This window comes from Paenibacillus sp. FW101-FHT12H11, from assembly GCF_058790355.1.
The window spans coordinates 39,598-61,198 of the sequence record NZ_JBYTCO010000021.1 but is presented as its reverse complement, the minus strand read 5'-3'; the positions used below and the strand labels follow the sequence as shown (position 1 = coordinate 61,198).

Sequence of the window (21,601 nt, the reverse complement as noted above, 5' to 3'; positions counted from 1 at the left end):
ACTCGTTGTTCAGTTTTCAAAGATCAATTTCTTTCGCTCACTGCCGTGTTACCGAAGCAGCGAGAAGTAATATACCACAGCTCGTTTATCAATTGCAAGCACTTTTTTCTTGTCAATTTCTGTCGTACGCTGTTGGGAAATTAATACTACCACATGTCGCCCTTCGAAGCAAATTCACTTTATCGTTCTAAGTGATTCGCCGTCCGAAGCAACGAGGTATAATGTACCACGCTCGATAACCAATTACAACCCCTTTGGAAATGTTCCGCAATTGCCATTCTTTTGAATGTTTTGTTCTATTCACAAATAAAAAATGGATGCATCAGATGCACCCGTCTCATTTGCGTATGTTATTAGATGTACGTTTAATTAACGAGTTGTTTGGAAAAACTCAATGCGCTCTCCATCTAGCCCATTAAAGAAGAAATACCTGGAGCCGTTAGGCAGCGTCGTAATTTCTTCATCTACCTGCTGAACGTCCAGTCCTTGAATCCGCGTAAACTCCGCTTCAACGTCGTCAACGGTAAAAGCCAGATGATGAACTTTCCCTTCTTGCGGCAAATCCGCGTTATAACCTTCAATGAGTTCAACTTCAGTTTCGTTCAACGCTTCAAAGCCCAGGAAAGCAAGGCGGATGACGCCATTCGTGTGAAGCAAGGTCCCTTTGTGCTCAAGACCAATTACTTCCTCATAGAAACGAATCGACGCTTCCAAGTTTGCCACCATCACACCAACGTGCTCCATTTTCAAAACGGCCATTGTTCATAACCTCCCTATTAAACTCCTACTTTCTATTATTGTAACGAAAATAGCAGATGAGGGCTAGAACATCCTACTCGTTATTTTTAAGCGGCAAATCTATATCGTCAAGCCTAAATCAGTCATAATTTCAACTGCATATGTATAGATCAGCGAAAGGCATCTACGTTATGCAAAGTGTCTCAATTTCGCCATTAAGCGAAAAGAGCGTAACTTCCTCACTCGTAATATTGACCAAGCCAAGATCATCGAACACTCTGCGGATTTTCTCATTAGATAAATGCTTGAGAATCGTTTCAACGGCAACAGGCAAATGCTCCTGATGCTTGGATTCATAAAACATAAGAACTTCTTTTTCCTCGACACGCACTCTCGTATGTATCATACAAAGCCCCCCCAATTCCAATGTTTCAATTGTATATTTTGGAAATAAGGAAAGTGTGAGAACATTATTAGTTAAGTGTTAGGTTTAAAATTTCGCTTAGATACCTTAGACGTTGTATACTGTAGCTAGGAAGGTTAGATGGGAGGGTAACAACATGAGATTGCTAAAGCTTCTTCAAATCTACGAGGTGGATGGGATTACGCCCAAACATCGATCTGAACGTTTTGATTTTGATGAGATTCAAGGGCAGACTTTTCGTGAGATGAACCCAACGGAAGTCGGGGCACCGATGATCTTATCCGGCATACATCGATATATCCCATTCAAAACAACTAGAGTTCAAGCCATAGATAGAGACGGATTGGATTTTCGCGTACTTACTCGCAATACAATCTATCATTTTGAAGTTCATAATGATTACAAAGCCACTTAAACCCTTGGAGGGATAAGGGCTTTTTTTGTTGATTTTTATAATAATAATTTCTTCACTTCTCAAAAACTACCAATTTCCTTTATACTAATAGACGTGTTAATTAACCTATGTTCTATTATTATGAAGGAGGTCTTTCTATCACATGAAAAAAACATTCCAAACTCGACTTACAGCCCTCGCTCTTGTAACCGCTCTTACAGGCACTTTTACCGGCAGTATCGCTTTTGCCGACAATGCAGTACCCGCATCTACGACTACGATGAAGTCAGACATGCGTCTTGCCATTGATAACGGCGCAATCGAAGGCTACGGAGATACCGACTACCGCGGTGCAAACCCGGCAACACGTGCTGAAGTTGCAACAATGATCAACCGTGCAGCGAAGTTGCAAAGCGCGGATCCCGCTTCTGTCACGTTCACTGACCTCGCAAATTGGCAGAAACAAGCTGTTGCCAATGCGGTTGCAGCGAAGCTGATCAGCGGATTTGCTGACGGAACGTTCCACCCGGATGCGCAAGTCACTCGCCAAGAGCTTGCCGAGTTGATCGTGAAAGTGGTAACGGGCGGTAAGCTGCCAAGCGTGAATGAGAATGTTTTGAACTACTTCAAAGACTCCGATGCCATTGCAAAAGAGTCCCGCCCGTATGTCGCGTATGCCGTCATCAGCGGAATTTTCAGCCCAACACTAGATGGAAACTTCAATCCGACGGCAGCCGTTACGCGTGATGAAGTTGCTAAGGCGCTTAAGCCGATTTTATTTAAGGTCGTTGATATTTTAACTACCAATGATATTCACGGTAAAATCGAAGTTGGCTTCGATAAAAAACGCAACCAAGGCCAAGGCGGTATTGAAACCGTTGGCGGAATCGTCACCGATTTCCGTACTGTGAATCCGGACGGCACTGTTGTAGTAGACGGCGGAGACGCTTGGCAGGGCACGCTTATTTCGAATACAACCAATGGTCAATCCGTCATGGATACCATGGCCCAAGTGAAATACGATGCGGCAGCTATCGGAAACCATGAGTTCGATTTTGGCCGTGACGTTTTAATTAATAACATTAAGAATGCGAAGTTCCCTATTCTAGGCGCTAATATTATCGATACGAAAACAGGCGAACGCGTAGATTGGACACAACCTTACGTGATCGTTGAAAAAGATGGACTGAAAATCGGCATCATCGGCTTCGCGACTCCGCAAACAACGTCAACGACGAAATCAACAAATATTGAAGGACTCTCCTTTGTGGATCCAGTTCCTTTGGCCAAAGAATTGTCTGCTGAACTGCGCGCCAAAGGCGTTGACATCATTATGGTCACTTCCCACCTGCCTGGTGAGCAAAACCAAAAATCCGCTGAAATCATCAGCGAGCTTGCAGATCTGGCCAAAGGCACAGGCAACGGCACACTGGATGCCATCGTCGGTGGACACTCCCATTTGCGTGTTTCCGGAATTGTGAACGGCATCCCTGTTGTAGAAGCGCAAAGCTGGTTGTACGCGGTTGGCCACATTCAACTATTTGTAGATAAAACGACTAAACAGGTCGTTTCATCGAACGCCAGCTTACTGGAAACCTACACGAACCTGACAACGGCTGACGAGAAAATTCACCAAACGGTAGAAGACTACAAGGCGAAAATTTCAACGAAATCCAGTGAAGTTGAAGTCGTTGCCGCTGAACCGCTTGGACGTAAATCATTCCGTTTCGATAAAAATGGCGGTGTAGATCGCGATGGCGCTTCACAGCTGGGTAACAGCATCACGGACGCTATGCGCGCTGCTGAGAAATCCGACATCGCCTTCACGAATATTGGCGGTATCCGTGCCGATGTCGATAAAGGTGATCTAACTTATGGTGAAATGTTTGAAGTATTCCCTTTCGGCAACTACAATGTGACAGGCACAATGACGGCCGAGCAAATCAAAAAAGCCTTGGAAGTAACGGACAAGTATACGAATCTTCCTGCTATTCAATTCTCCGGTCTGAAAGTCGAGTGGGACAGCACCAAACCTCTTGGCGAGAAATATTCCAAAATCACGCTGGTAGATGGTACGCCGATCTACGTGGACGGCAAGTTCAACACAGACCGCACGTTCAAAGTGACGACGAATGATTTCATGGCAACAGGCAGCGGCGATGGCTTTACGGTTTTCGGTGAAGTGAAGGATTGGAAAGATGGCGCCATCATGCTCGATGCTTGGGTCAGTTACGCGAACTCCTTGAAAGCGGCGGGTAAAGAGCTATCCGTTCAGGACGATGGACGCGACGTACGTTTGGATCTTAAATAAAAAGCACTTATCCATTTATTAATCCCATTAACTAATAAAAGAAAGGTCTTTGATCCATCCCTCCCGGGGGAAATCAAAGACCTTTTTGATTATGCCAGCCAAACTCGCATAAGCGACAGCAGCTGGTTTAAATTCAGCGGCTTGCTGATGTAGTCGGAAGCGCCTGCTTGCAGGCAAATATCACGATCCTGCTTCATCGCTTTCGCCGTTATAGCAATAATAGGCAGATGCTCGTTGCGCTCGTCTTTTCTAATCGTACGCATGGCCTCATAGCCATCCATTACGGGCATCATCATATCCATAAGGATGATATCAATCTGCGGCTCCTTCTGCAAAATAGCCAGACATTCCTGCCCATCGTGTGCAATGATGACGGTCATCCCTTCATTTTCAAAAGCGTTGCTTAACACGAAAACATTTCGCACGTCATCGTCAACGACAAGCACAACCTTCCCTCGCAGAAAGTTGGGTTCAGCCAAAGGAAGAGAAAGCTCTTCCAGCATCGCCGGGGTGGCGTCATAGGCTGCTGCGGCTTCCTCCCATGCCGGTTGAAACTCACTGATCCCCGGCTCCAAGGATGGGAGGTAGACCGTGAAAGTGCTTCCAACCCCCTCTTCGCTGCTCATGCCGATGTCCCCGCCAAGCAGTCCCGCCAGTTCGCGAGAAATGGAGAGGCCAAGGCCCGTTCCCCCGTATTTCCGATTGGTCGTGCCGTCAGCTTGCCGGAAGGGTTCGAAAATAAGCGCTTGCTTGTCAAGAGGAATACCGATCCCCGTATCTTTAACCGAAATGGCCAGGACTTCTTGACTAGGGTCAGCGGAAGGCAGCAACTGGGTGACTTGATCCGCTTCACAACGCTTGATACTCACGTGAACACCGCCCTCATGCGTAAACTTAAACGCGTTGGACAACAAGTTTTTCAAAATTTGACTAAGTCGCTGCTCATCCGTGTAAAAGTGCTCCGGTACCGGGAGTTCCAGGTCAATGTTCAAAGTCAGATTGCGCTGTTCAGCCACCTTGGCAAATTGACTTCGAATGAGCTTAGGAAGCTCTCTTATATTTAACGCTCCGATATGGATATCCAACTTGCCGGCTTCCACTTTGGATAAATCGAGAATATCGTCAATAAGCAGCAGCAGATCGGTCCCTGAGGAATGGATCACACGGGCATATTCCTGCTCATCGCTACTCAAGTTCCCCATCTTATTTTCTTGCAGCATTTGGGATAAAATAAGCACGCTGTTAAGCGGGGTACGAAACTCATGCGACATATTAGCCAGAAACTCCGATTTGTATCTGGAGCTTAGCTGCAGCTGAACCGCATGTTCTTCAAGAGCCACCTTGATGCGTTCAAGTTCCTTGGACCTTTCATCCGCACATCGGTTATGCTCCTCTAACTGTTCATTCGTCATGTGCAGCTCTTCCTGCTGGCTTTGGAGCTCCTCCGTCTGAATCTGCAGCTCTTCCGTCATAAGTTGATATTCCCGAAGCAAACGCTCCACTTCAACGCGCGATTGCACACTGTGCACGATGGTTCCGAGAACGTCGAGAATATCTTCAAGAAGCTCCATCTGTTGATGGGTAAACTTATTTAAACTGGCTAATTCCATAACGGCAATAACTTCATGATGATGTAAAATCGGTACAATCAGTACGCTTTGCGCTTTTACAGCGCCGAGTCCGGACGTTATTTTGAGATAATGATCAGGCACATTCATGAAATGGAACATCCGCTTCTCCAGCGCGCATTGACCAACTAGTCCCTCCCCCAAATGAAACCGCTGAATCCCAACCTCATTCTCGTTATCCATCATCATGGCGTAGGCTGCTATTTTCTCCATCGTAACCTTGCCCTTGTGGGTGGATCGGAGGTAAAACAGTCCGAAGGACGCACCGAAAAGCTCAGCGGCTTTACTAATAAAAGAAGAACCTAACGTTTCCATGTCCGATATGCCTTGAAGCATATGAACCACTTCCGCAAGCTTGCGCTGCTGCCATTCGATCTCCTCTTGATTCTCTAGAAGCATATTCGTTGCTTCAGCCAGATCCTTGACCTCATCGTTCATTGTGACTTGGATGCGCTGTGAATAGTCTCTTTTGAAAGAACTTAATTTCAAAATGCTTTTGGTAACCTGCTTAATCGTCCCAACAATCGACTGCGATATCAAGAGTGCAGCTGTTAACGAGAAAATAAGCAGCAGGGTCAGCATAACAAACAAGGATCTCGTGAACATCCGGTTCTGATCGTCCAAGAGCTTGGCCCTATCTTTGGTAAGCGCTATCTCAATATTCCGGAAACGATCGAGCTGAGAGCGGATATCCTCCACATTTTGCTTGCCCAAATAAAAATCATAAGGATTGACGGAATCTGTGCCTGCACTTTGATCTCTTTTTACTATTGGACCCTTTGCCCCATCTAGTTGCATGATCCAGCGTTCTATGGACTTTTTGATTGATTGCAAACTTTGATCCTGGACCGCATTTTCCCGTGTCAGCTGACTCAGTCTCATATAGGATTGCCGCCAGTTTGTCTCTGCATTGTGGTAGGGTTCCAGGTAAGTAGAATCTCCGGTTATCAGATATCCCCGTTGTCCGCTTTCCATGTCCATCACATATTTTTCGATGTTGTTGATTTCACTATGGACGGCAAAATCATGCTCAATGATATAGTTTCTATCCGTTTGCATCGATTTCACTTGATTGATTACTAGCGTAAATACAACACTTATACAAGCGAAAATGAAAATATAGCCAAGCATGATTTTGGATCGGATACCAAACCTCTTCTTTTTCCCCATCCGCGCAGTGTCCTCTCCTTAACGTCGAATTACGCATCTTTACGTATTATACTACTCTCCTAAAAGTTGGGATATGGATTTTTTATACTTTACTACTTTACCAAGTTAATGTATTATTTAACTAAAGTAATTATCTTTGAAGGAGTGATACTTTTGAGCAATCGTACAACAGACCATATCCGTCCACGCGGCGTCCTATCGCGCATGAAGCCTTATTCTCCGGGCAAACCCATTTGGGAAGTCCAGCGGGAATTAGGTATCGACAAGGTGACTAAGCTTGCTTCCAATGAAAATCCGATTGGTCCATCACCTCTCGCAGTCCAAGCCATTCAATCTTATCTGACAGATATTCATCGCTATCCCGATGCGGACACGATTGATCTCTGCAGCGCCATCGCCGGCAAATTGGAGGTTTTGCCCGAGCAAGTGCTTGTCACCAATGGAGCCGATGAGCTCATTACACTCCTATCCGAAACGTTTTTGGAGGAAGGCGACGAAGTCATCGTGCCCTCTCCAACCTTCAGCGAATATGAATTCGGCGCTAATCTGATGGGCGCATCCGTCGTGCAGGTGCCGCTCCGAGAGGATTACCGTTATGAAATCGCGGATCTTTTGGCTGCGGTAACCGAGAAAACGAAGCTGCTCTATATTTGCTCGCCAAATAATCCTACTGGCACCTATATGAAAAAACAGGACCTGCATGCGCTAATGGATAAACTCCCTCCTCATGTACTGGTTATTTTCGATGGGGCCTACAGTCACTTTGTAACCGCAGATGATTATTGCGACGGGCTTGCGCTGGTGCGTCAGGGATATCCGATCATCGTCACCCAAACTTTCTCCAAAATTTACGGCTTAGCCGGCATCCGTGTTGGATACGGCATCGCAGCTGCAAGCATTCTCCGTAATATTCGTCAGGTCAAAGAGCCTTTTAACGTAAACGCCTTAGCACAAGTCGGCGCTACAGCCGCCATTCAGGATGATGCTCATCTTGAAGCGACGCGGGAAATGAATAAACTCGGCAGAGAGCGGCTCTACAGCAGTTTGCAGGAGTTGGGATTCAATTTCACGCGCAGCATGAGTAATTTCGTACTTGTCGAACTTGGCCCTGATGCGAGAGCGATCTATGATCAATTGATGCGAAAAGGCGTTATCCTCCGTTATGCAGGGGCATGGAACCTCCCTAATCATGTGAGGATTTCAATAGGAACTCCTGAAGATCATGAAGCATTCATCAGCGCCCTGCGCGAAGTGCTGCAGGAGTCCAAGGAACAGCCTCTCTTATCCGCTCTGAAAGACTAAACAACTAAACGAGCATCCAACTCATTGTTTGACAACGACAAAATATGCTACAATGCAAAAAATGCAGTTTGTTGGAGGTTCGCTATGCTAAAGGAATTTAAAGATTTTGCTTTTAAAGGAAATATGGTCGATCTAGCGGTGGGGGTTATTATCGGGGGAGCATTCGGGAAAGTCATTACATCCATCGTCAACGATGTGATCATGCCGCCTATCGGGTTGCTGCTGGGCAGAGTGAACTTTAATGAACTTTTCATATCTTTGAATGGCAAACACTACGATACACTTGCTGACGCTGCAGCCGATAAAGGTGCGCCAGTTTTGAAATACGGAGCATTTATTTCTACGTTCTTAGATTTTTTAATTGTTTCTGCCGTCATCTTTATCGTTGTTAAACAATTGTCCAAGTTCCGCAAGAAAGAAGAGCCGAAGGAGAAAGCTCCTACGACCAAATCTTGTCCGCATTGCTTGTCGGATATTCCGGCGCAAGCGACCCGCTGTAAATTTTGTACCTCTGAGCTGTCATCCGGGCCGTCTGTGTCAGGAAGCATTCAGTAGTACATAGGATAAAAGGAGTTAAGCGCTTCTCAGCTGCTTAACTCCTTTTTTGTGCGCAGATCGGCAATCTCGCCCTGCGTAAAAGCATCTCGCTGCAGCAGCTCCAGAAGCTGCGCCGCCGTTGCTTCCGGCGATTGCAGCTCGCCGTCCGCATGCAGCTTCACGAACCGGCTTAGCTGCGGGAAGTCCTCTTCGGATGCAGCGCGAATCTCCCGCTGCATATCCGTATCCACCACCCCCGGTGCGACGGAGATGACCTCCACCGGGTAGGGCTGTTCCATCTGCTCGACGCCAATGCAGCGCGTCAACATATCGAGCCCGGCCTTGGCGGTGCAATACGCCCCCCAGCCGGGGTAGGGCTTCTTCCCCGCGCCCGAGGAGATGTGGACGACCCGCTTCTTGATCGGCAGCGCCTGCGTCTGCCGGATGAAGCTGTTCGTCAGCAGCGTGGGCGCGACGAGATTGACCTGCAGACTCATCTGCAGGTCCTCTTGGCCAGCTCGGCCGATGAACGTCATCGGTTCGAGCTGGCCCGCGTTGTTGATCAGCGTGATGGCATCCGCTCGATCAACCAGGCCAAGGATTCGCTCCATTAGCGAATCCAGGCCGTCGGTTTGCGCCAAGTCGTAAGCATGAAAGGTGTAATCACCTTTCATGCTTAACGCCTCTTGGCGGAGGCTTGGGCTTTCGCCGCGCGACACGCAGTGGACCGCGGCGCCTTGGTGCAGGAGCTGCCTTGCCAGCTCAGCTCCGAGGCCTTTGGAACCTCCCGTGATGATATAGGCAGGCATGGTGACCGGCTCCTTTTTTAGATAAATGTAGGGGGTAAGTTAAGGAACTTTAACAACGAAAGGGACGATAAACACCTTGCCGCCACGCTGAAATTCTCCCCATATTTTGTACACGCCGCTTTTGGGGAATGTCGTCATAAACTGGGCTTCCGGCCCTGTTGATTTCTCGTCCGTCGGATGAACATGCAGGTATTGATCCGCATTCGCGTCCAGAATAACTACGTGACCCACAGCCCCAAGGTACGGCTGCAAATCCTTAATAGGTGCTTTGGAAGCTGCATCCTTAAAGGAATAGGTTAGATTAAGCTCCATTCCTGCCATAAGATGATCGATTTTTAGAGTAACTTCATTGCCATCTATGGTCTTCGTCCATGCCTTCTCCGGTTCAATAGCCACCGGTGGTGCGGAGTCCCCTTGTACTGTCAAGGTGTAGCTTTTGACGGTTTTCTCTTTCCCGGTAGGCAGAAAATCAGCAAAAAGCCTATAATCACCGCCCGAGGGGAACTGTGTGGATACCGTAAAAAGACCCTTTCCTTTGTACTCCGGATGCAGATGCTTGTAATAAGAAAGATCCTTGCTCACCGCAATAAGATGCATCTTTTTCTCATGATTCAGGTCAAAATCATTTATCGGGTTACCGGCACTATCTTGAATCTGAATCGTCAACGTCGTATCTTCTTTCGCTTTCGCCTTCGTCTGCGGAGAAGCTACTTGGAATATTGCCTGAATCTGCTCCGCTGAGCTCCCCGCTTCATGGCCGCCGCCGTGTACCGAGTGATCCGTAGTCTGCGACTTCCCACACCCGCTTAGCACAAGTGCCAGAGACAACACGATAAGACTCGTTATTCTCATTGCACGACATCATAACCTTGCTCTTCTATTGCTTCTTTGATCGCTTCCACAGTCAGCTTGCTCTCGTCGTATTCCACTTCCACTAATTTACCCGCCAAGTTTACTTTGCCTGCCGCTCCAAGCTCTTTCATGGCTTTCTCAACGGTATTCACACAGTGATTACAAGACATACCTTCTACTTTTAAAATAATGCTGGACATTGCATTCACTCCTTCATTTGATTTGATTTTTTATGATTATTTCATGAGGGTATTCATGGTTTTGAGCAGTTCATCGACAACATCCATGTCGCCTTCTTGAATACGTTCGACGACACAACTTTTGAGGTGGCCGGCTAGCAGCAGTTTCCCTACACCATTAAGCGCCGATTGAATCGCGGCAATTTGATGTAGAACGTCATCACAATACGTATCTTTCTCGATCAAACCTTTAACCCCGCGAACTTGACCTTCAATGCGGTTCAACCGCTTCGTTAAATCCGCTTTGAGTTTATCGGAATGATGACTCTTCCGCTCGTGTCCATCCAAGCCGCAGTGGTCTACTTCCGTGTCCATTTCCTTGTTCATTGGGCTCACTCCTTTGAGGGTTGTTCATTACTTATCATACCCCCATCCCGTATATTGTCAATCCTTTGGAACGTCCCTCGCTCGCTTAAAGTTTGACCCTCTGCAGTCGAAGAGCATTCAGCACGACAGAAACGGAACTTAACGCCATCGCGGCCCCTGCTACCCAAGGCTCTAACAAGCCAAAAGCGGCGATCGGGATGCCAATCGTGTTATAACCGAGGGCCCAGAACAGATTTTGCTTAATATTTCGCATCGTCCGTCTGCTCATTTCAATGGCATCTGCAATGGAGTTCAAATCGCCGCGCATCAAGGTGACATCCGCCGCCTCCATGGCTACATCGCTTCCCGTGCCCATCGCCATGCCGATATCGGCCATTGCCAGAGCTGGCGCATCGTTGATGCCATCGCCGACCATCGCGACGCGGAAACCCTGCGCTTGCAGCTTTTTCACCTCTGCCGCTTTCCCTTCCGGCAAAATTTCTGCCAGAACCTGCTTGATGCCAGCTTGCTCGGCTATCGCTTTTGCCGTACGCGCATTGTCGCCTGTGATCATGATGACTCTAATCCCCATTGCTTCCAAACGGGATACGGCTTCCTGCGAAGTTTCCTTTATTGTATCCGCCACAGCAACGAATCCGGCGTACACGCCGTCAAAGGCTGCCAGCATCACGGTTTTGCCGGCTTGTTCTAAACGTTCCATATCCTCGAGCAGCGTTTCGCCAATGTCAACCCCCTTCTCGATTAGCAGTCTTCTTGTACCGATGAGAATTTGGCTGCCTTCGACTTGAGCTTCCAGTCCAAAACCGGGGATAGCTTTAAAACTTGTGGCTTCCGGCAAGGATGGCATGGACGGTAGTATGCCTTGGACGATCGCCTCAGCTAACGGATGTTCCGAACTGCGCTCCGCCGCTCCGACGAAACGGAGGAAGGTGGTCTGGTCCACATGCGTTTGGATATCGGTAAGTTGTGGTTTCCCTTTGGTTACTGTACCCGTCTTATCCAAAACTACAACATCCAGGTGATGAGCGGCTTCCAAATGCTCTCCGCCTTTGAACAAAACGCCTAATTCCGCTGCGCGCCCGGAACCCGCCATAATCGAGGTCGGCGTCGCCAAACCCAATGCGCAAGGGCACGCGATAACTAGGATCGCGATCGTTTTTTCGAGTGCGCCTGCGAAGTTAGACGGATCCAACCAGAAGTACCACAGAACAAAAGCGATAAGTGCAATCCCCACGACAATCGGGACAAAAATTCCCGAAATGACGTCCGCCACACGCTGAATCGGCGCTTTCGATCCCTGCGCTTCTTCAACGACTTTGATGATTTGGGACAACACCGTGTCACGGCCAACCTTAGTCGCCTGCACCCGGAGAACCCCATTCTTATTCAGCGTTGCACCGATCACAGTATCGCCTTCGCGTTTCTCAATTGGCAAGCTTTCACCCGTCAGCATCGACTCATCGACCGAGGAATGGCCTTGCATAACGGTGCCATCCACAGGAATCTTCTCGCCGGGTTTCACGATGACGACATCCCCTGTAACTACCTCTTCCAGCGGGATGCTGATTTCTTGCCCGTCACGGATGACCGAGGCTCTCTTAGCCTGCAAGCCCATAAGCGACTTAATGGCTTCCGAAGTGCGCCCTTTGGCGAGAATTTCGAACCATTTTCCGAGAATGACGAGTGTGATCAGGATGGCGCTAGTCTCGTAATACAGCTCAGGCGCATGGTGATGCTCGCTTTGCCCTGCCCACTGGAACGTCAAATACAAGCTGTAAAAATACGCGGCTGATGTTCCCAGCGACACGAGCACATCCATATTCGCGCTCTTATTGCTGAGCGCTTTGTAGGCACCAATATAGAATTGGCGTCCGATAAGAAACTGGACCGGTGTTGCAAGTACCAGCTGCACCCACGGATTCATGAACAGCTCGGGCACCCAGATCCATGAAGTGAAGGAGAAATGGCCGACCATCGCCCATAACAAAGGGAAAGAAAGTATGGCTGAAATCCACAGCTTACGCTTATGCTTCTGTATCTCTTTGGCGCGATGCTCGCCAGTTTCAACCTGTTCTGTTTTGCGCGCTGCTTCGTATCCTAACTTGGCTACTCGCGCTTGCATATCCTCCGGCGTTACCTCCGAAGGCTGATAGGAAATTCGGGCCGTTTCCATAGCCAGGTTGACGGATGCTTGCGCGACACCGGGCATCTTGCTCAGCCCTTTTTCAATTCTGGTTGCGCATGCGGCGCAAGTCATTCCTGTAATATCAAAATCAACCGTCGCAGTTGCTCCGGTAGGTTGCTGCTGCCCTGCAGATTCGGTGCTCATAGGATTGTCACCTCACAGTGATTGGTATTTGTTTATATTTATATAGTATACCCCCCTACCCTATATTGTCAAGTGGATCCTGTTCTCTCATCACAATATTTTTACCCACTGAACCAATTTTCACTTTACCAACCATTAACCATTTTCAAAAACTAGCGATAATTTCGTTCAGGCCATTCTTACAGGAACTGGAACCCTCTATTTGAGGCTATATGAACTACTCGCCTATCTGAACGGAACTACAGGGTCTAATCTCGGCTTCAATGACACATTTCAGGGTTAAAATGCTCAAATAACGGATCGTAGTTCCCATCATTTGTGGAAAATGGGCATTTCCCGAGGAATAGTGGACTGTAGTTCCCCACCACGTCCGCAAAATAAAAAAGGCCTGACCGGCTAATCACGTCAGGCCTTACTGTTATTTCGTCGCATCAGCTCAGCAAACCCATCCCTAAACTGTTAATCTCCGCTTCTATCTCCCGCCGCAGCAACAACTTATCGCTTTCGTCCATAAACGCGGCTTCCACCCCATTCATCACAAGCCTGACGAGTTCTGGCTCCGTAAAGCCAAAACGATCGGACAGCACGCGGTATTCATTCGTAATGTCCGTTCCGGAGACACTCGGATTATCCGTATTAATGGTGACGAGGAGCCCTTGCTCCAAATATTCACGAATCGGGTAAGCATCCCAGCCGGAAACGGCCTTCGTTTGGATGTTGCTAATCGGGCACATCTCGAGCGGGATGCGGCGGTCTTTGACCAGTTCGAGAATGTCGCTGTTCTCCTTCAGTCTGACACCATGCCCGATGCGCACCGCGCCGAGACTCGTTACCGCTTCGTACACATTCATCGCACCTGCCGCTTCTCCGGCATGGATCGTGACCGGAATGCCGAGTCGGCCTGACTCCGCAAAAACCTCCCGGAACCATTCCGGCGGATAGGATGCCTCATCACCAGCCAAGTCGACGGCGACTACGCCTTTACCAACAAACTTGGCTGCCGCCCGAATCACTTCCAAGTTGCTTTCGCAGGAATGATTTCTCATGCAGATGGCAATGACGCCGGCTTTCACACCAAAATCGCGTTGTCCGCGCTTCATCCCCTCAACTACATAATGTATCGTTTCTTCCACGGTCAAACCGTTATTGCGATGCAATTGCGGTGCAAAACGCACCTCCACGTATTTGCAGTTATGCTCTGCCGATTGCTGAGCAACCTCATAGGCAATCCGCTCCAAAGCTTCACCCGATTGCATAAAACGAGTCGTAAAATCAAATTTACTCAAGTATTCAATAAGGCTGCCGCACTCGTCGTCAACACGCATATGTGGAATCAAATCTTCTTTATTGTACACGGGAAGATCAATGCCTTGATCCAGGGCGAGCTCCAGAATTGTTTCCGGTTTCACACTCCCATCCAAGTGCAAATGAAGATCAACTTTGGGCAGTCGCGTTAGCCAGTCATGCGTCCGATTGTATGCCATCTTCCATCATTCCCTTCTTAATTATGAGTTAGAGCAAGCACTTACGGCTGTACGCCGCTGCAAAGAATTTTATTAACTTTAAAACAATGCGACCTGTATGTCAATATATATAACATAATTTTATCATAACAATATATGTGTTATATTTCATGACATAACTGTAACTTAACCTCTTTTTTCCAAAGAGCAGTATTGTATAGAAAGTTAGCCATTGTCTGCATTAAAATCACGATCATCTACAAGGTATAATCATAAATGTAAGCGCAATCAAAATTGGGAAGGAGGATACCAACGAAGTCTCCCTCATCACAGATCCGCACAATAGCAATAACATTCGACGGACGATCCAAGGAGGTTGTAGAAATGTTTAAAAATGTGAAGCGTCTAATACAAACAGCCTGTTACGTCACACTGGGCTCTCTCCTTCTTTCATCCTTCGGCATCCAAACGCCTACAGCACATGCAGCAGTACCCCGACAAATGGAAAAACTCGACCGGGGACTTGTAGCCGTTAAGGTATCAACCGGTGTACTTGTGAGCTGGAGACTTCTAGGTACTGAGGCAGCCAGTACATCTTTTAACGTATATCGCAACGGTGTGAAGCTCAACGTTTCTCCCATTACAACCAGTACAAACTATCAAGACAACACAGGTACGACAAGTTCAAGCTATACGATTCGTGCGGTCGTAGGCGGTGTCGAGCAAGCGGCATCCGCGGCTGCAACTCCATGGGCAAATAATTATTTGGATGTCCCTCTTCAACGACCGGCAGGCGGCACAACCCCAGACGGTGTCAGCTATACCTACAATGCCAATGATGCGAGTGTCGGCGATTTGGATGGCGATGGACAATATGAAATTGTTTTAAAATGGGACCCTTCTAACTCCAAAGACAACTCGCAGGACGGATACACCGGTGAAGTGTTTGTCGATGCTTATAAGCTCGATGGAACCCGGTTATGGCGAATCTCTATGGGCAAAAACATTCGCGCAGGCGCTCATTATACGCAATTTATGGTCTATGATTTGGACGGGGACGGGAAGGCTGAAATCGCTATGAAAACGGCTGACGGCACAAAGGATGGCACTGGCACCGTCATCGGCAGCTCAACCGCCGACTATCGCAATTCAGTAGGCCGGGTCTTGGCAGGCCCTGAATTCTTAACGATTTTTGCAGGCGCGACAGGTAAAATATTAACGACAACGAGCTATGATCCACCGCGCGGCACGGTTGGAGATTGGGGGGATACGTATGGCAATCGGGTAGACCGCTTCTTGGCGACGATCGCCTATCTGGACGGAGAGAAGCCAAGCCTGGTGATGGCCCGCGGCTATTACACGCGCAGTGTGCTGGTGGCATATAATTGGCGGGGCGGAACGCTTTCCAAATTGTGGACGTTTGACAGCAACAGCTCCGGGAACTCTGCTTATGCCGGCCAAGGCAACCACAATCTGACCGCAGCCGATGTGGATGGAGACGGCAAGGACGAAATCGTATACGGCGCCATGACGGTGGATGATAATGGTGCGAGGAAATATAACACGGCATTAGGCCATGGTGACGCGCTTCATGTAGGTGACCTGGATCCGAATAATCCTGGACTTGAAGTATTTAAGGTGATGGAAAATACGAGCGCAACCTACGGGGCTGCCGTCTGGAATGCGGGTACCGGTGCAATACGTTGGGGTGTGCCCACAGGCGCCGATACCGGAAGAGGCATGGCTGCCGATATTGATCCGAGATATGCCGGTGAAGAGGTCTGGGCAAGCAATGGTGTCGGATTGTACCAAATAGGCGGCACCAAAATCAGTTCTACAGTCCCCTCCTCCATCAACTATGGCATCTGGTGGGACGGAGATGTATCGCGTGAACTGCTCGATCATAATTGGGATGGCACTAATGGGGTAGGCCGAATCGATAAGTGGAATTATACAAGCCTCAATACAACGACTCTTTTAACCGCAACGGGCACTTACTCCAACAACGGGACAAAAGGGAACCCAAGTTTGCAAGCCGACATTTTGGGAGATTGGCGCGAAGAAGTCATCTGGCGGAAGTCGGATAGCTCCGCTCTGCGCATCTATGCTACTCCTTACGAGACTAGCACGCGCCTTTGGACGTTAATGCATGATCCTCTTTATCGATTGGACATTGCCTGGCAGAACGTAGCTTACAATCAACCGCCGCATACGAGCTACTACCTCGGAACAGGCATGGCGTCGCCGACGCAACCGAATATTTACGTAACCCCATAAAATATTAGGCAATAAGGGACTGTCCCCAATGTAGCTTACGCTGCTATGGATTCAGCCCCTTTTTTCAATTCATAGTAAGGAGAATATGTTTTCTATACACCGCCGGTGGCGTGCCATAAAAAGCAGCAAACTGTCGTGAAAAGTAAAAAGGATGGTTAAATCCAACTTCCTCTGCAATTTCCGCGATGGATAAGGAGGTCGTTTCCAGCAGCTTTCTAGACTGGCGGAGGCGGATTTTATTTAACATGTCCATGACGGATTCGCCGGTCTGCATTTTGAACAGATGAGCGAACCTGGATGCTGACAAATTGACTCTCGCCGCCAATTCCGGCACGTTGAACGACTTTTTATAATGTTGAGAAATCAGCTTTACCGTTTCTTCCACACGTGAATCCATCCGCAACTGTTTTTCAAGCGCATTTTTGGATATCAACAGAAGGATTTCCTCCAAGGCATTAACGGCCAATCTTTCCGAAAATAGATGCGATTCTTCGTTGTACTGAATCAGGCTGTTGAAAACCCCGGCAAGGTGATGCCATTCTTTGGCACTATCCACACGGGCGGAGCGAATGCCTTTAATCGTTTCTGGGAGCTGCAGCAGAGCCAACCAATCCTCTTTGGGAACAAAATGGCACCAATTAAACTCCCATATCGTATGTTCCGGTGTTCCATAGTAATGCGGCGTACCAGGGGTAATGAGTGTAATTTCACTTTCGGGGCATTCACAGGTTTCGCTGCCGTTATGAAATAACCCCTTTCCGTGCAACGTCATGGTGAGGTAGAAATCTTTCGTTCCTTTCGACCGCTTCACGCGATAGCCGAACGGCTGGCGGTAGCGGCCCGATACTAGCTTTCCAGGGATCGTCGTGCGATTCTCTTTAGCAGAAAAACACATAAATTCCGACATGGGTTGGATTCCTCCAATTCCTAGATATCAACTAGTCTATCGCACTTTCTTTTCCTTCTGCTGAATGACCTTCAATGCTTCCCGCACACTAAGCGGCGAAAGCTCGGTCTCAGCGACAAAAGCCTTCACAGCCGCAGCGTCCGTCTTTGAATATTCACGCAGCGCCCAGCCGATGGCCTTCCGAATAAAAAACTCCTTCGATTCCGCCATACGCCGAATACAGCTAAGAAGAAGCGGCACGTCTGTGCGCTGCTTATACTTGAGCTGGAACAAAATCGCTGTCCGCTGCAGCCACATATGACTTGATGAGAGCCATTTTTCGACATAGACCGGGATAAGATCGGGATATTTCTGTAGGTGAACACCAATTAAATGGTCAGCAATCGGATCAACGGTGTCCCACCAGGAATTCGTTACAACCATGCGTTCGAGAAAATTAATATGCTCTTTATCCGCATTTTTGCGAAGCTGCATGAGCAGCTGCAGCGCCGTGTAATGGAATTCCCGCTCCGGTAATGCCCAAAGTTCCTCCGCCACTTTCACGCCCTCTGCTCCTTTGGGATAACCATGCTCCTTCCAAAATGCTTTCGTCAAAGCCACGCGCTGCGGATTGCGAATGCCGAGGAAAGGAAATTGGTCGCGCATATAAGCGGACATTGCAGCTGCGTCAACCTCACTGCTGTGCGCTCTCAGCAAGGCCTCCAGCTTGTCCGTGTAAAGTGATGCCATCGTTGACGCGCCTCCTTTTAAACTACAAAGCTCTCGCTTTATTCTAGCAATTCCGCTTTGATTCGGGTATGCTTAAAGCAGAATTTTTATATAGACTACCTATCGGAACGGAGAGGAACACATGACTTACAAGTTAGTAGCATCGGATTTGGACGATACGCTTTTGCGTGATGATTTGACCATTTCCCAGGAAACGATTGACGCTATGCATCAAGCAGTTGCTCAAGGTGTGACGGTAACGATTGCGACAGGCAGAAGCTTTCCCTCTGCAGCCAAAATCGCGAACCAAATCGGGCTCAACGTACCGATCATTACGTATCAAGGCGCTTCGATCAAAAATCTCCTCGACGAGGAAGTCTTGTATGAACGTATGGTGCCTGTGGAGAGCGCCCGCTACCTGCTCGATTATTGCGAAAAGAGAAATCTCCATCTTCAGCTTTACCACGGCGACCAGCTTTATGCAGCTGAGGATAACGATAAAATTAAAAATTATGTGCGACTGTCCAAAACGCCTTATATCATCGGTGACCTGCGCCAATGGATCGACATTCCGCAGCCTAAGCTGCTGATTGTGGACAAGCCGGAGGTTTGCGACCAAATTCGCGAGGAGCTGCTTCCTCTTCTCGGCGACCAGATGCATATTACGAAATCCAAGCCGCACTACTTGGAATTCATGCACAAAGAAGGCACGAAAGGCCACGCCATCGCTTTCCTTGCCAATCATATCGGCTGCACGCTGGATGAGGTCATTGCCCTCGGCGATGCGTGGAACGATCGCGAAATGCTGGAAGTTGCGGGGCTTGGGGTCGCAATGGACAATGCTTTGCCGGAGCTTAAGGAGCTCGCGAATTATGTGACCAAAAGCAATAATGAAGACGGCGTCAGACACGTTATTGAGAAGTTTATTCTGAATGTGTAAGCTACCATAATTACCAGCAGAAAATATAAAAGGCCTATTTGGATGAAAGCGCCCTTTAGGGGGATGGAGAACATCCACGCCGCTAAAATTCAGTGTTACTGAGACACTTGGCGGAGTGAGCAACCTCATAATTGAGTTAAGTTGGTCAGCGATAAACCCTTGAGGAACTACAGGCCGCTATTTTAGCAAATTCAGCCCTTTCCGCGTCCAAGCGGAACTACAAGGCCTTATTTGACCACCTAACTCCGTTTTCTTTAAGAAAACGGTCAAATAGAGGACCACAGTTCCCCTCCGCGCCAAATAGAGACTATTTCGATGAAATAGCGCCCTGTAGTTCTCTGTCAGGTCGAAACCGCTTAAGCGATTGCAGCAATTTCTTGATTGGAGTGCTCAACACAACTCCATAAGGAGTAAGCTTAAAAAACGCTTACCCCAAAACATATAAATTCTTATATTTTAAAAAAAGAGTCCCTAGTCAAGGGTCTCTTTTTTTATTTTTCTGCAATGCTCAAGAAGTATAAATATCCTTCACTGGAAACATTTACGAAAAAGCCCTATTTCGGACATATCCTGTCCCTCCTCCCTATATATTTACTATAGAAATAGCCAATCCCCGGAGGTGCTTCCATTTGGACAATTACCCATTAACGCTGCGCTCCCTCTTCGAACGCTCCCAAACCTTATTCCCCAAAAAAGAGGTTGTTTCCCGAACAAGTACCGGCATTCACCGTTATACGTATGCTGATTTCGGCAGTCGTTCGAAGAGATTGTCCAGCTCACTGCAAGCGTTAGGGGTAAAGCCCGGGGATCGAATTGCTACTTTCGCCTGGAATCATCATTGGCATTTGGAGGCCTATTTCGCCATTCCCTGCATGGAAGCGGTCCTCCACACGGTGAATATTCGCCTCCCGGCCGATCATATCGCCTACATTCTCAATCATGCGGAAGATCGTTTCCTCTTCGTTGATGAGACCTTGCTGCCCATTATAGAAAAAATCCAGGATCAACTGACAACCATCGAGGGCTATATCATCATGACGGATAAAAAAGACCTGCCACCCACTTCTTTACAGCCCGTCTATGGGTATGAGAACATGATAGAGAGCGGTGATCCTCTTTATACCTATCCAGAAAATATGAATGAAAGCGCTCCCGCAGGGATGTGTTATACGTCGGCCACGACGGGAAATCCCAAAGGCGTCGTGTACTCTCACCGTGGGATCTATCTGCACTCGTTGTCCATTGGGTTGGCGGATACGCTAGCTCTTTCGGAACGTGACGCGGTCCTGCCTATCGTCCCGATGTTTCACGTTAACGCCTGGGGGCTCCCCTTCGCCTCCGTCTGGTTCGGCAGTAAGCAGGTGCTTCCCGGACCGGCCCCTACGCCGGATATTCTGCTCCGCTTGATCGCGGACGAAAAGGTCACCATCGCTGCGGGCGTACCTACGGTCTGGACAGCTGCTCTTCAAGCGCAAGAGGCGCTGCAGCTGGATTTATCATCTTTGCGCGCCGCAGTCTGCGGCGGATCTGCTGCCCCGCGCAGCCTCATTGAGAGCTACGAACAACGGCTGAATGTCCCGTTTTATCATGCTTACGGCATGACGGAAACATGTCCGCTCGTTACCGTTGCCCGCCTAAAAAGCTATCAAGAAGAAGCTTCGCTTGATGAACAGTACGCCACACGAGCCACGCAAGGACTGCTGGTACCTGGGCTCGATATGAAAATCATCGGAATGCGAGGCGAAGTGGCTTGGGACGGTAAGGAAATGGGGGAAATTTGGCTGCGAGGGCCCTGGGTAGCGACCGAATACTACAAAGATGCCCGAACTTCTGAGGGCTTCCAAGACGGTTGGTTTCATAGCGGAGATATCGCGGTCATTGATCCTGAAGGTTTCGTAAAACTGGTCGATCGAGCCAAGGATTTGGTCAAAAGCGGCGGGGAATGGATTTCCTCTCTCGACTTGGAAAACGCGTTGATGGCGCACCCGAATGTGTATGAAGCCTGTGTGATCGGCGTGCCTCATCCTAAATGGGGTGAGCGGCCGCTCGCTTGCGTCGTCCTCAAAGATGCTGCCTTGCAAGCGGGGGATAAAAAGGGATTACTGACGTTCATCGAAGACAAATTTGCAAAGTGGTGGATTCCGGATGATGTAGTTTTCCTGCACGAAATCCCCCGTTCCTCGGTTGGTAAATTCATGAAGCGCGAGCTTCGTGAGCAGTATCAAACCTATTTTACAGGAGACTGA

At 48.4% G+C, this 21,601-nt stretch carries 18 protein-coding genes; 7 read left to right on the top strand and 11 right to left on the bottom strand.

The window, feature by feature from the left end:
• Positions 1–369 precede the first annotated feature (369 nt).
• Positions 370–759 carry a VOC family protein gene (locus AC3WTJ_RS37050; protein ID WP_492526742.1) on the bottom strand — a complete coding sequence of 130 codons (390 nt, stop codon included), beginning with the start codon at positions 757–759 and terminating at the stop codon, positions 370–372.
• Between the two features lie 163 nt (positions 760–922).
• Positions 923–1,144 (bottom strand): hypothetical protein, encoded by a 222-nt coding sequence (locus AC3WTJ_RS37045; protein WP_492526740.1) that lies wholly within the window; start codon positions 1,142–1,144, stop codon positions 923–925.
• A gap of 154 nt (positions 1,145–1,298) precedes the next feature.
• Between AC3WTJ_RS37045 and AC3WTJ_RS37040 the strand changes: the two genes are divergently transcribed.
• Both AC3WTJ_RS37040 and AC3WTJ_RS37035 read left to right on the top strand, forming a co-directional pair.
• Positions 1,299–1,577: a hypothetical protein gene (locus tag AC3WTJ_RS37040; protein ID WP_492526738.1), complete on the top strand. Its 279-nt coding sequence runs from the start codon at positions 1,299–1,301 to the stop codon at positions 1,575–1,577.
• A 142-nt stretch (positions 1,578–1,719) separates the two neighbouring features.
• Positions 1,720–3,867, top strand: coding sequence for a 5'-nucleotidase C-terminal domain-containing protein (locus tag AC3WTJ_RS37035; RefSeq protein ID WP_492526736.1), 2,148 nt, complete (start codon positions 1,720–1,722; stop codon positions 3,865–3,867).
• Between the two features lie 89 nt (positions 3,868–3,956).
• Here the strand turns inward: AC3WTJ_RS37035 and AC3WTJ_RS37030 are convergent, their stop codons facing one another.
• Positions 3,957–6,665, bottom strand: coding sequence for an ATP-binding protein (locus AC3WTJ_RS37030; RefSeq protein WP_492526734.1), 2,709 nt, complete (start codon positions 6,663–6,665; stop codon positions 3,957–3,959).
• Positions 6,666–6,869: 204 nt separating this feature from the next.
• Between AC3WTJ_RS37030 and hisC the strand changes: the two genes are divergently transcribed.
• Entirely contained in the window at positions 6,870–7,967 is a 1,098-nt protein-coding gene (gene hisC, locus AC3WTJ_RS37025; protein WP_492526748.1) for a histidinol-phosphate transaminase, read from the top strand.
• 84 nt (positions 7,968–8,051) lie between these two features.
• On the top strand, positions 8,052–8,522 hold the full coding sequence (gene mscL, locus AC3WTJ_RS37020; protein WP_492526732.1) for a large conductance mechanosensitive channel protein MscL: 471 nt from the start codon (positions 8,052–8,054) through the stop codon (positions 8,520–8,522).
• 29 nt (positions 8,523–8,551) lie between these two features.
• On the opposite strand, the gene AC3WTJ_RS37015 is transcribed toward mscL, so the two are convergent.
• The 6 genes from AC3WTJ_RS37015 to add form a co-directional block, all read right to left on the bottom strand.
• Positions 8,552–9,313, bottom strand: a complete 762-nt coding sequence (locus tag AC3WTJ_RS37015) for a (S)-benzoin forming benzil reductase (RefSeq protein WP_492526730.1) — start codon at positions 9,311–9,313, stop codon at positions 8,552–8,554.
• Positions 9,314–9,352: 39 nt separating this feature from the next.
• Positions 9,353–10,165, bottom strand: a complete 813-nt coding sequence (locus AC3WTJ_RS37010; protein ID WP_492526728.1) for a DUF8832 domain-containing protein — start codon at positions 10,163–10,165, stop codon at positions 9,353–9,355.
• Positions 10,162–10,365 carry a copper ion binding protein gene (locus tag AC3WTJ_RS37005; protein ID WP_492526726.1) on the bottom strand — a complete coding sequence of 68 codons (204 nt, stop codon included), beginning with the start codon at positions 10,363–10,365 and terminating at the stop codon, positions 10,162–10,164. Before AC3WTJ_RS37005 ends, AC3WTJ_RS37010 begins: the two co-directional genes overlap by 4 nt.
• Positions 10,366–10,401: 36 nt before the next feature.
• Positions 10,402–10,731, bottom strand: coding sequence for a metal-sensitive transcriptional regulator (locus AC3WTJ_RS37000; RefSeq protein WP_174806853.1), 330 nt, complete (start codon positions 10,729–10,731; stop codon positions 10,402–10,404).
• 85 nt (positions 10,732–10,816) lie between these two features.
• Positions 10,817–13,060, bottom strand: coding sequence for a heavy metal translocating P-type ATPase (locus AC3WTJ_RS36995; RefSeq protein ID WP_492526724.1), 2,244 nt, complete (start codon positions 13,058–13,060; stop codon positions 10,817–10,819).
• Between the two features lie 431 nt (positions 13,061–13,491).
• Complete coding sequence (add, locus tag AC3WTJ_RS36990; protein WP_492526722.1) at positions 13,492–14,544, bottom strand: adenosine deaminase; 1,053 nt, start codon at positions 14,542–14,544, stop codon at positions 13,492–13,494.
• A 363-nt stretch (positions 14,545–14,907) separates the two neighbouring features.
• Between add and AC3WTJ_RS36985 the strand changes: the two genes are divergently transcribed.
• Positions 14,908–16,800, top strand: a complete 1,893-nt coding sequence (locus tag AC3WTJ_RS36985; protein ID WP_492526720.1) for a rhamnogalacturonan lyase — start codon at positions 14,908–14,910, stop codon at positions 16,798–16,800.
• Between the two features lie 64 nt (positions 16,801–16,864).
• On the opposite strand, the gene AC3WTJ_RS36980 is transcribed toward AC3WTJ_RS36985, so the two are convergent.
• On the bottom strand, positions 16,865–17,707 hold the full coding sequence (locus AC3WTJ_RS36980; protein WP_492526718.1) for a helix-turn-helix domain-containing protein: 843 nt from the start codon (positions 17,705–17,707) through the stop codon (positions 16,865–16,867).
• A 36-nt stretch (positions 17,708–17,743) separates the two neighbouring features.
• Positions 17,744–18,436, bottom strand: coding sequence for a DNA alkylation repair protein (locus AC3WTJ_RS36975; protein ID WP_492526716.1), 693 nt, complete (start codon positions 18,434–18,436; stop codon positions 17,744–17,746).
• A gap of 121 nt (positions 18,437–18,557) precedes the next feature.
• Between AC3WTJ_RS36975 and AC3WTJ_RS36970 the strand changes: the two genes are divergently transcribed.
• Both AC3WTJ_RS36970 and AC3WTJ_RS36965 read left to right on the top strand, forming a co-directional pair.
• Positions 18,558–19,355 carry a Cof-type HAD-IIB family hydrolase gene (locus AC3WTJ_RS36970; RefSeq protein WP_407870536.1) on the top strand — a complete coding sequence of 266 codons (798 nt, stop codon included), beginning with the start codon at positions 18,558–18,560 and terminating at the stop codon, positions 19,353–19,355.
• Positions 19,356–19,984: 629 nt separating this feature from the next.
• Positions 19,985–21,601, top strand: coding sequence for a long-chain fatty acid--CoA ligase (locus AC3WTJ_RS36965; RefSeq protein ID WP_492526714.1), 1,617 nt, complete (start codon positions 19,985–19,987; stop codon positions 21,599–21,601).

Coding starts and splice junctions, on each gene's coding strand:
- mscL (WP_492526732.1), top strand. CDS start 8,052: ATGCTAAAGGAATTTAAAGATTTTGCTTTTAAAGGAAATATGGTCGAT.
- AC3WTJ_RS36980 (WP_492526718.1), bottom strand. CDS start 17,707: ATGTCGGAATTTATGTGTTTTTCTGCTAAAGAGAATCGCACGACGATC.
- AC3WTJ_RS37045 (WP_492526740.1), bottom strand. CDS start 1,144: ATGATACATACGAGAGTGCGTGTCGAGGAAAAAGAAGTTCTTATGTTT.
- AC3WTJ_RS37050 (WP_492526742.1), bottom strand. CDS start 759: ATGGCCGTTTTGAAAATGGAGCACGTTGGTGTGATGGTGGCAAACTTG.
- hisC (WP_492526748.1), top strand. CDS start 6,870: ATGAAGCCTTATTCTCCGGGCAAACCCATTTGGGAAGTCCAGCGGGAA.
- AC3WTJ_RS37030 (WP_492526734.1), bottom strand. CDS start 6,665: ATGGGGAAAAAGAAGAGGTTTGGTATCCGATCCAAAATCATGCTTGGC.
- AC3WTJ_RS37035 (WP_492526736.1), top strand. CDS start 1,720: ATGAAAAAAACATTCCAAACTCGACTTACAGCCCTCGCTCTTGTAACC.
- AC3WTJ_RS37000 (WP_174806853.1), bottom strand. CDS start 10,731: ATGAACAAGGAAATGGACACGGAAGTAGACCACTGCGGCTTGGATGGA.
- AC3WTJ_RS36975 (WP_492526716.1), bottom strand. CDS start 18,436: ATGGCATCACTTTACACGGACAAGCTGGAGGCCTTGCTGAGAGCGCAC.
- AC3WTJ_RS37040 (WP_492526738.1), top strand. CDS start 1,299: ATGAGATTGCTAAAGCTTCTTCAAATCTACGAGGTGGATGGGATTACG.
- AC3WTJ_RS36970 (WP_407870536.1), top strand. CDS start 18,558: ATGACTTACAAGTTAGTAGCATCGGATTTGGACGATACGCTTTTGCGT.
- AC3WTJ_RS36985 (WP_492526720.1), top strand. CDS start 14,908: ATGTTTAAAAATGTGAAGCGTCTAATACAAACAGCCTGTTACGTCACA.
- AC3WTJ_RS37015 (WP_492526730.1), bottom strand. CDS start 9,313: ATGCCTGCCTATATCATCACGGGAGGTTCCAAAGGCCTCGGAGCTGAG.
- AC3WTJ_RS37005 (WP_492526726.1), bottom strand. CDS start 10,365: ATGTCCAGCATTATTTTAAAAGTAGAAGGTATGTCTTGTAATCACTGT.
- add (WP_492526722.1), bottom strand. CDS start 14,544: ATGGCATACAATCGGACGCATGACTGGCTAACGCGACTGCCCAAAGTT.
- AC3WTJ_RS37010 (WP_492526728.1), bottom strand. CDS start 10,165: ATGAGAATAACGAGTCTTATCGTGTTGTCTCTGGCACTTGTGCTAAGC.
- AC3WTJ_RS36995 (WP_492526724.1), bottom strand. CDS start 13,060: ATGAGCACCGAATCTGCAGGGCAGCAGCAACCTACCGGAGCAACTGCG.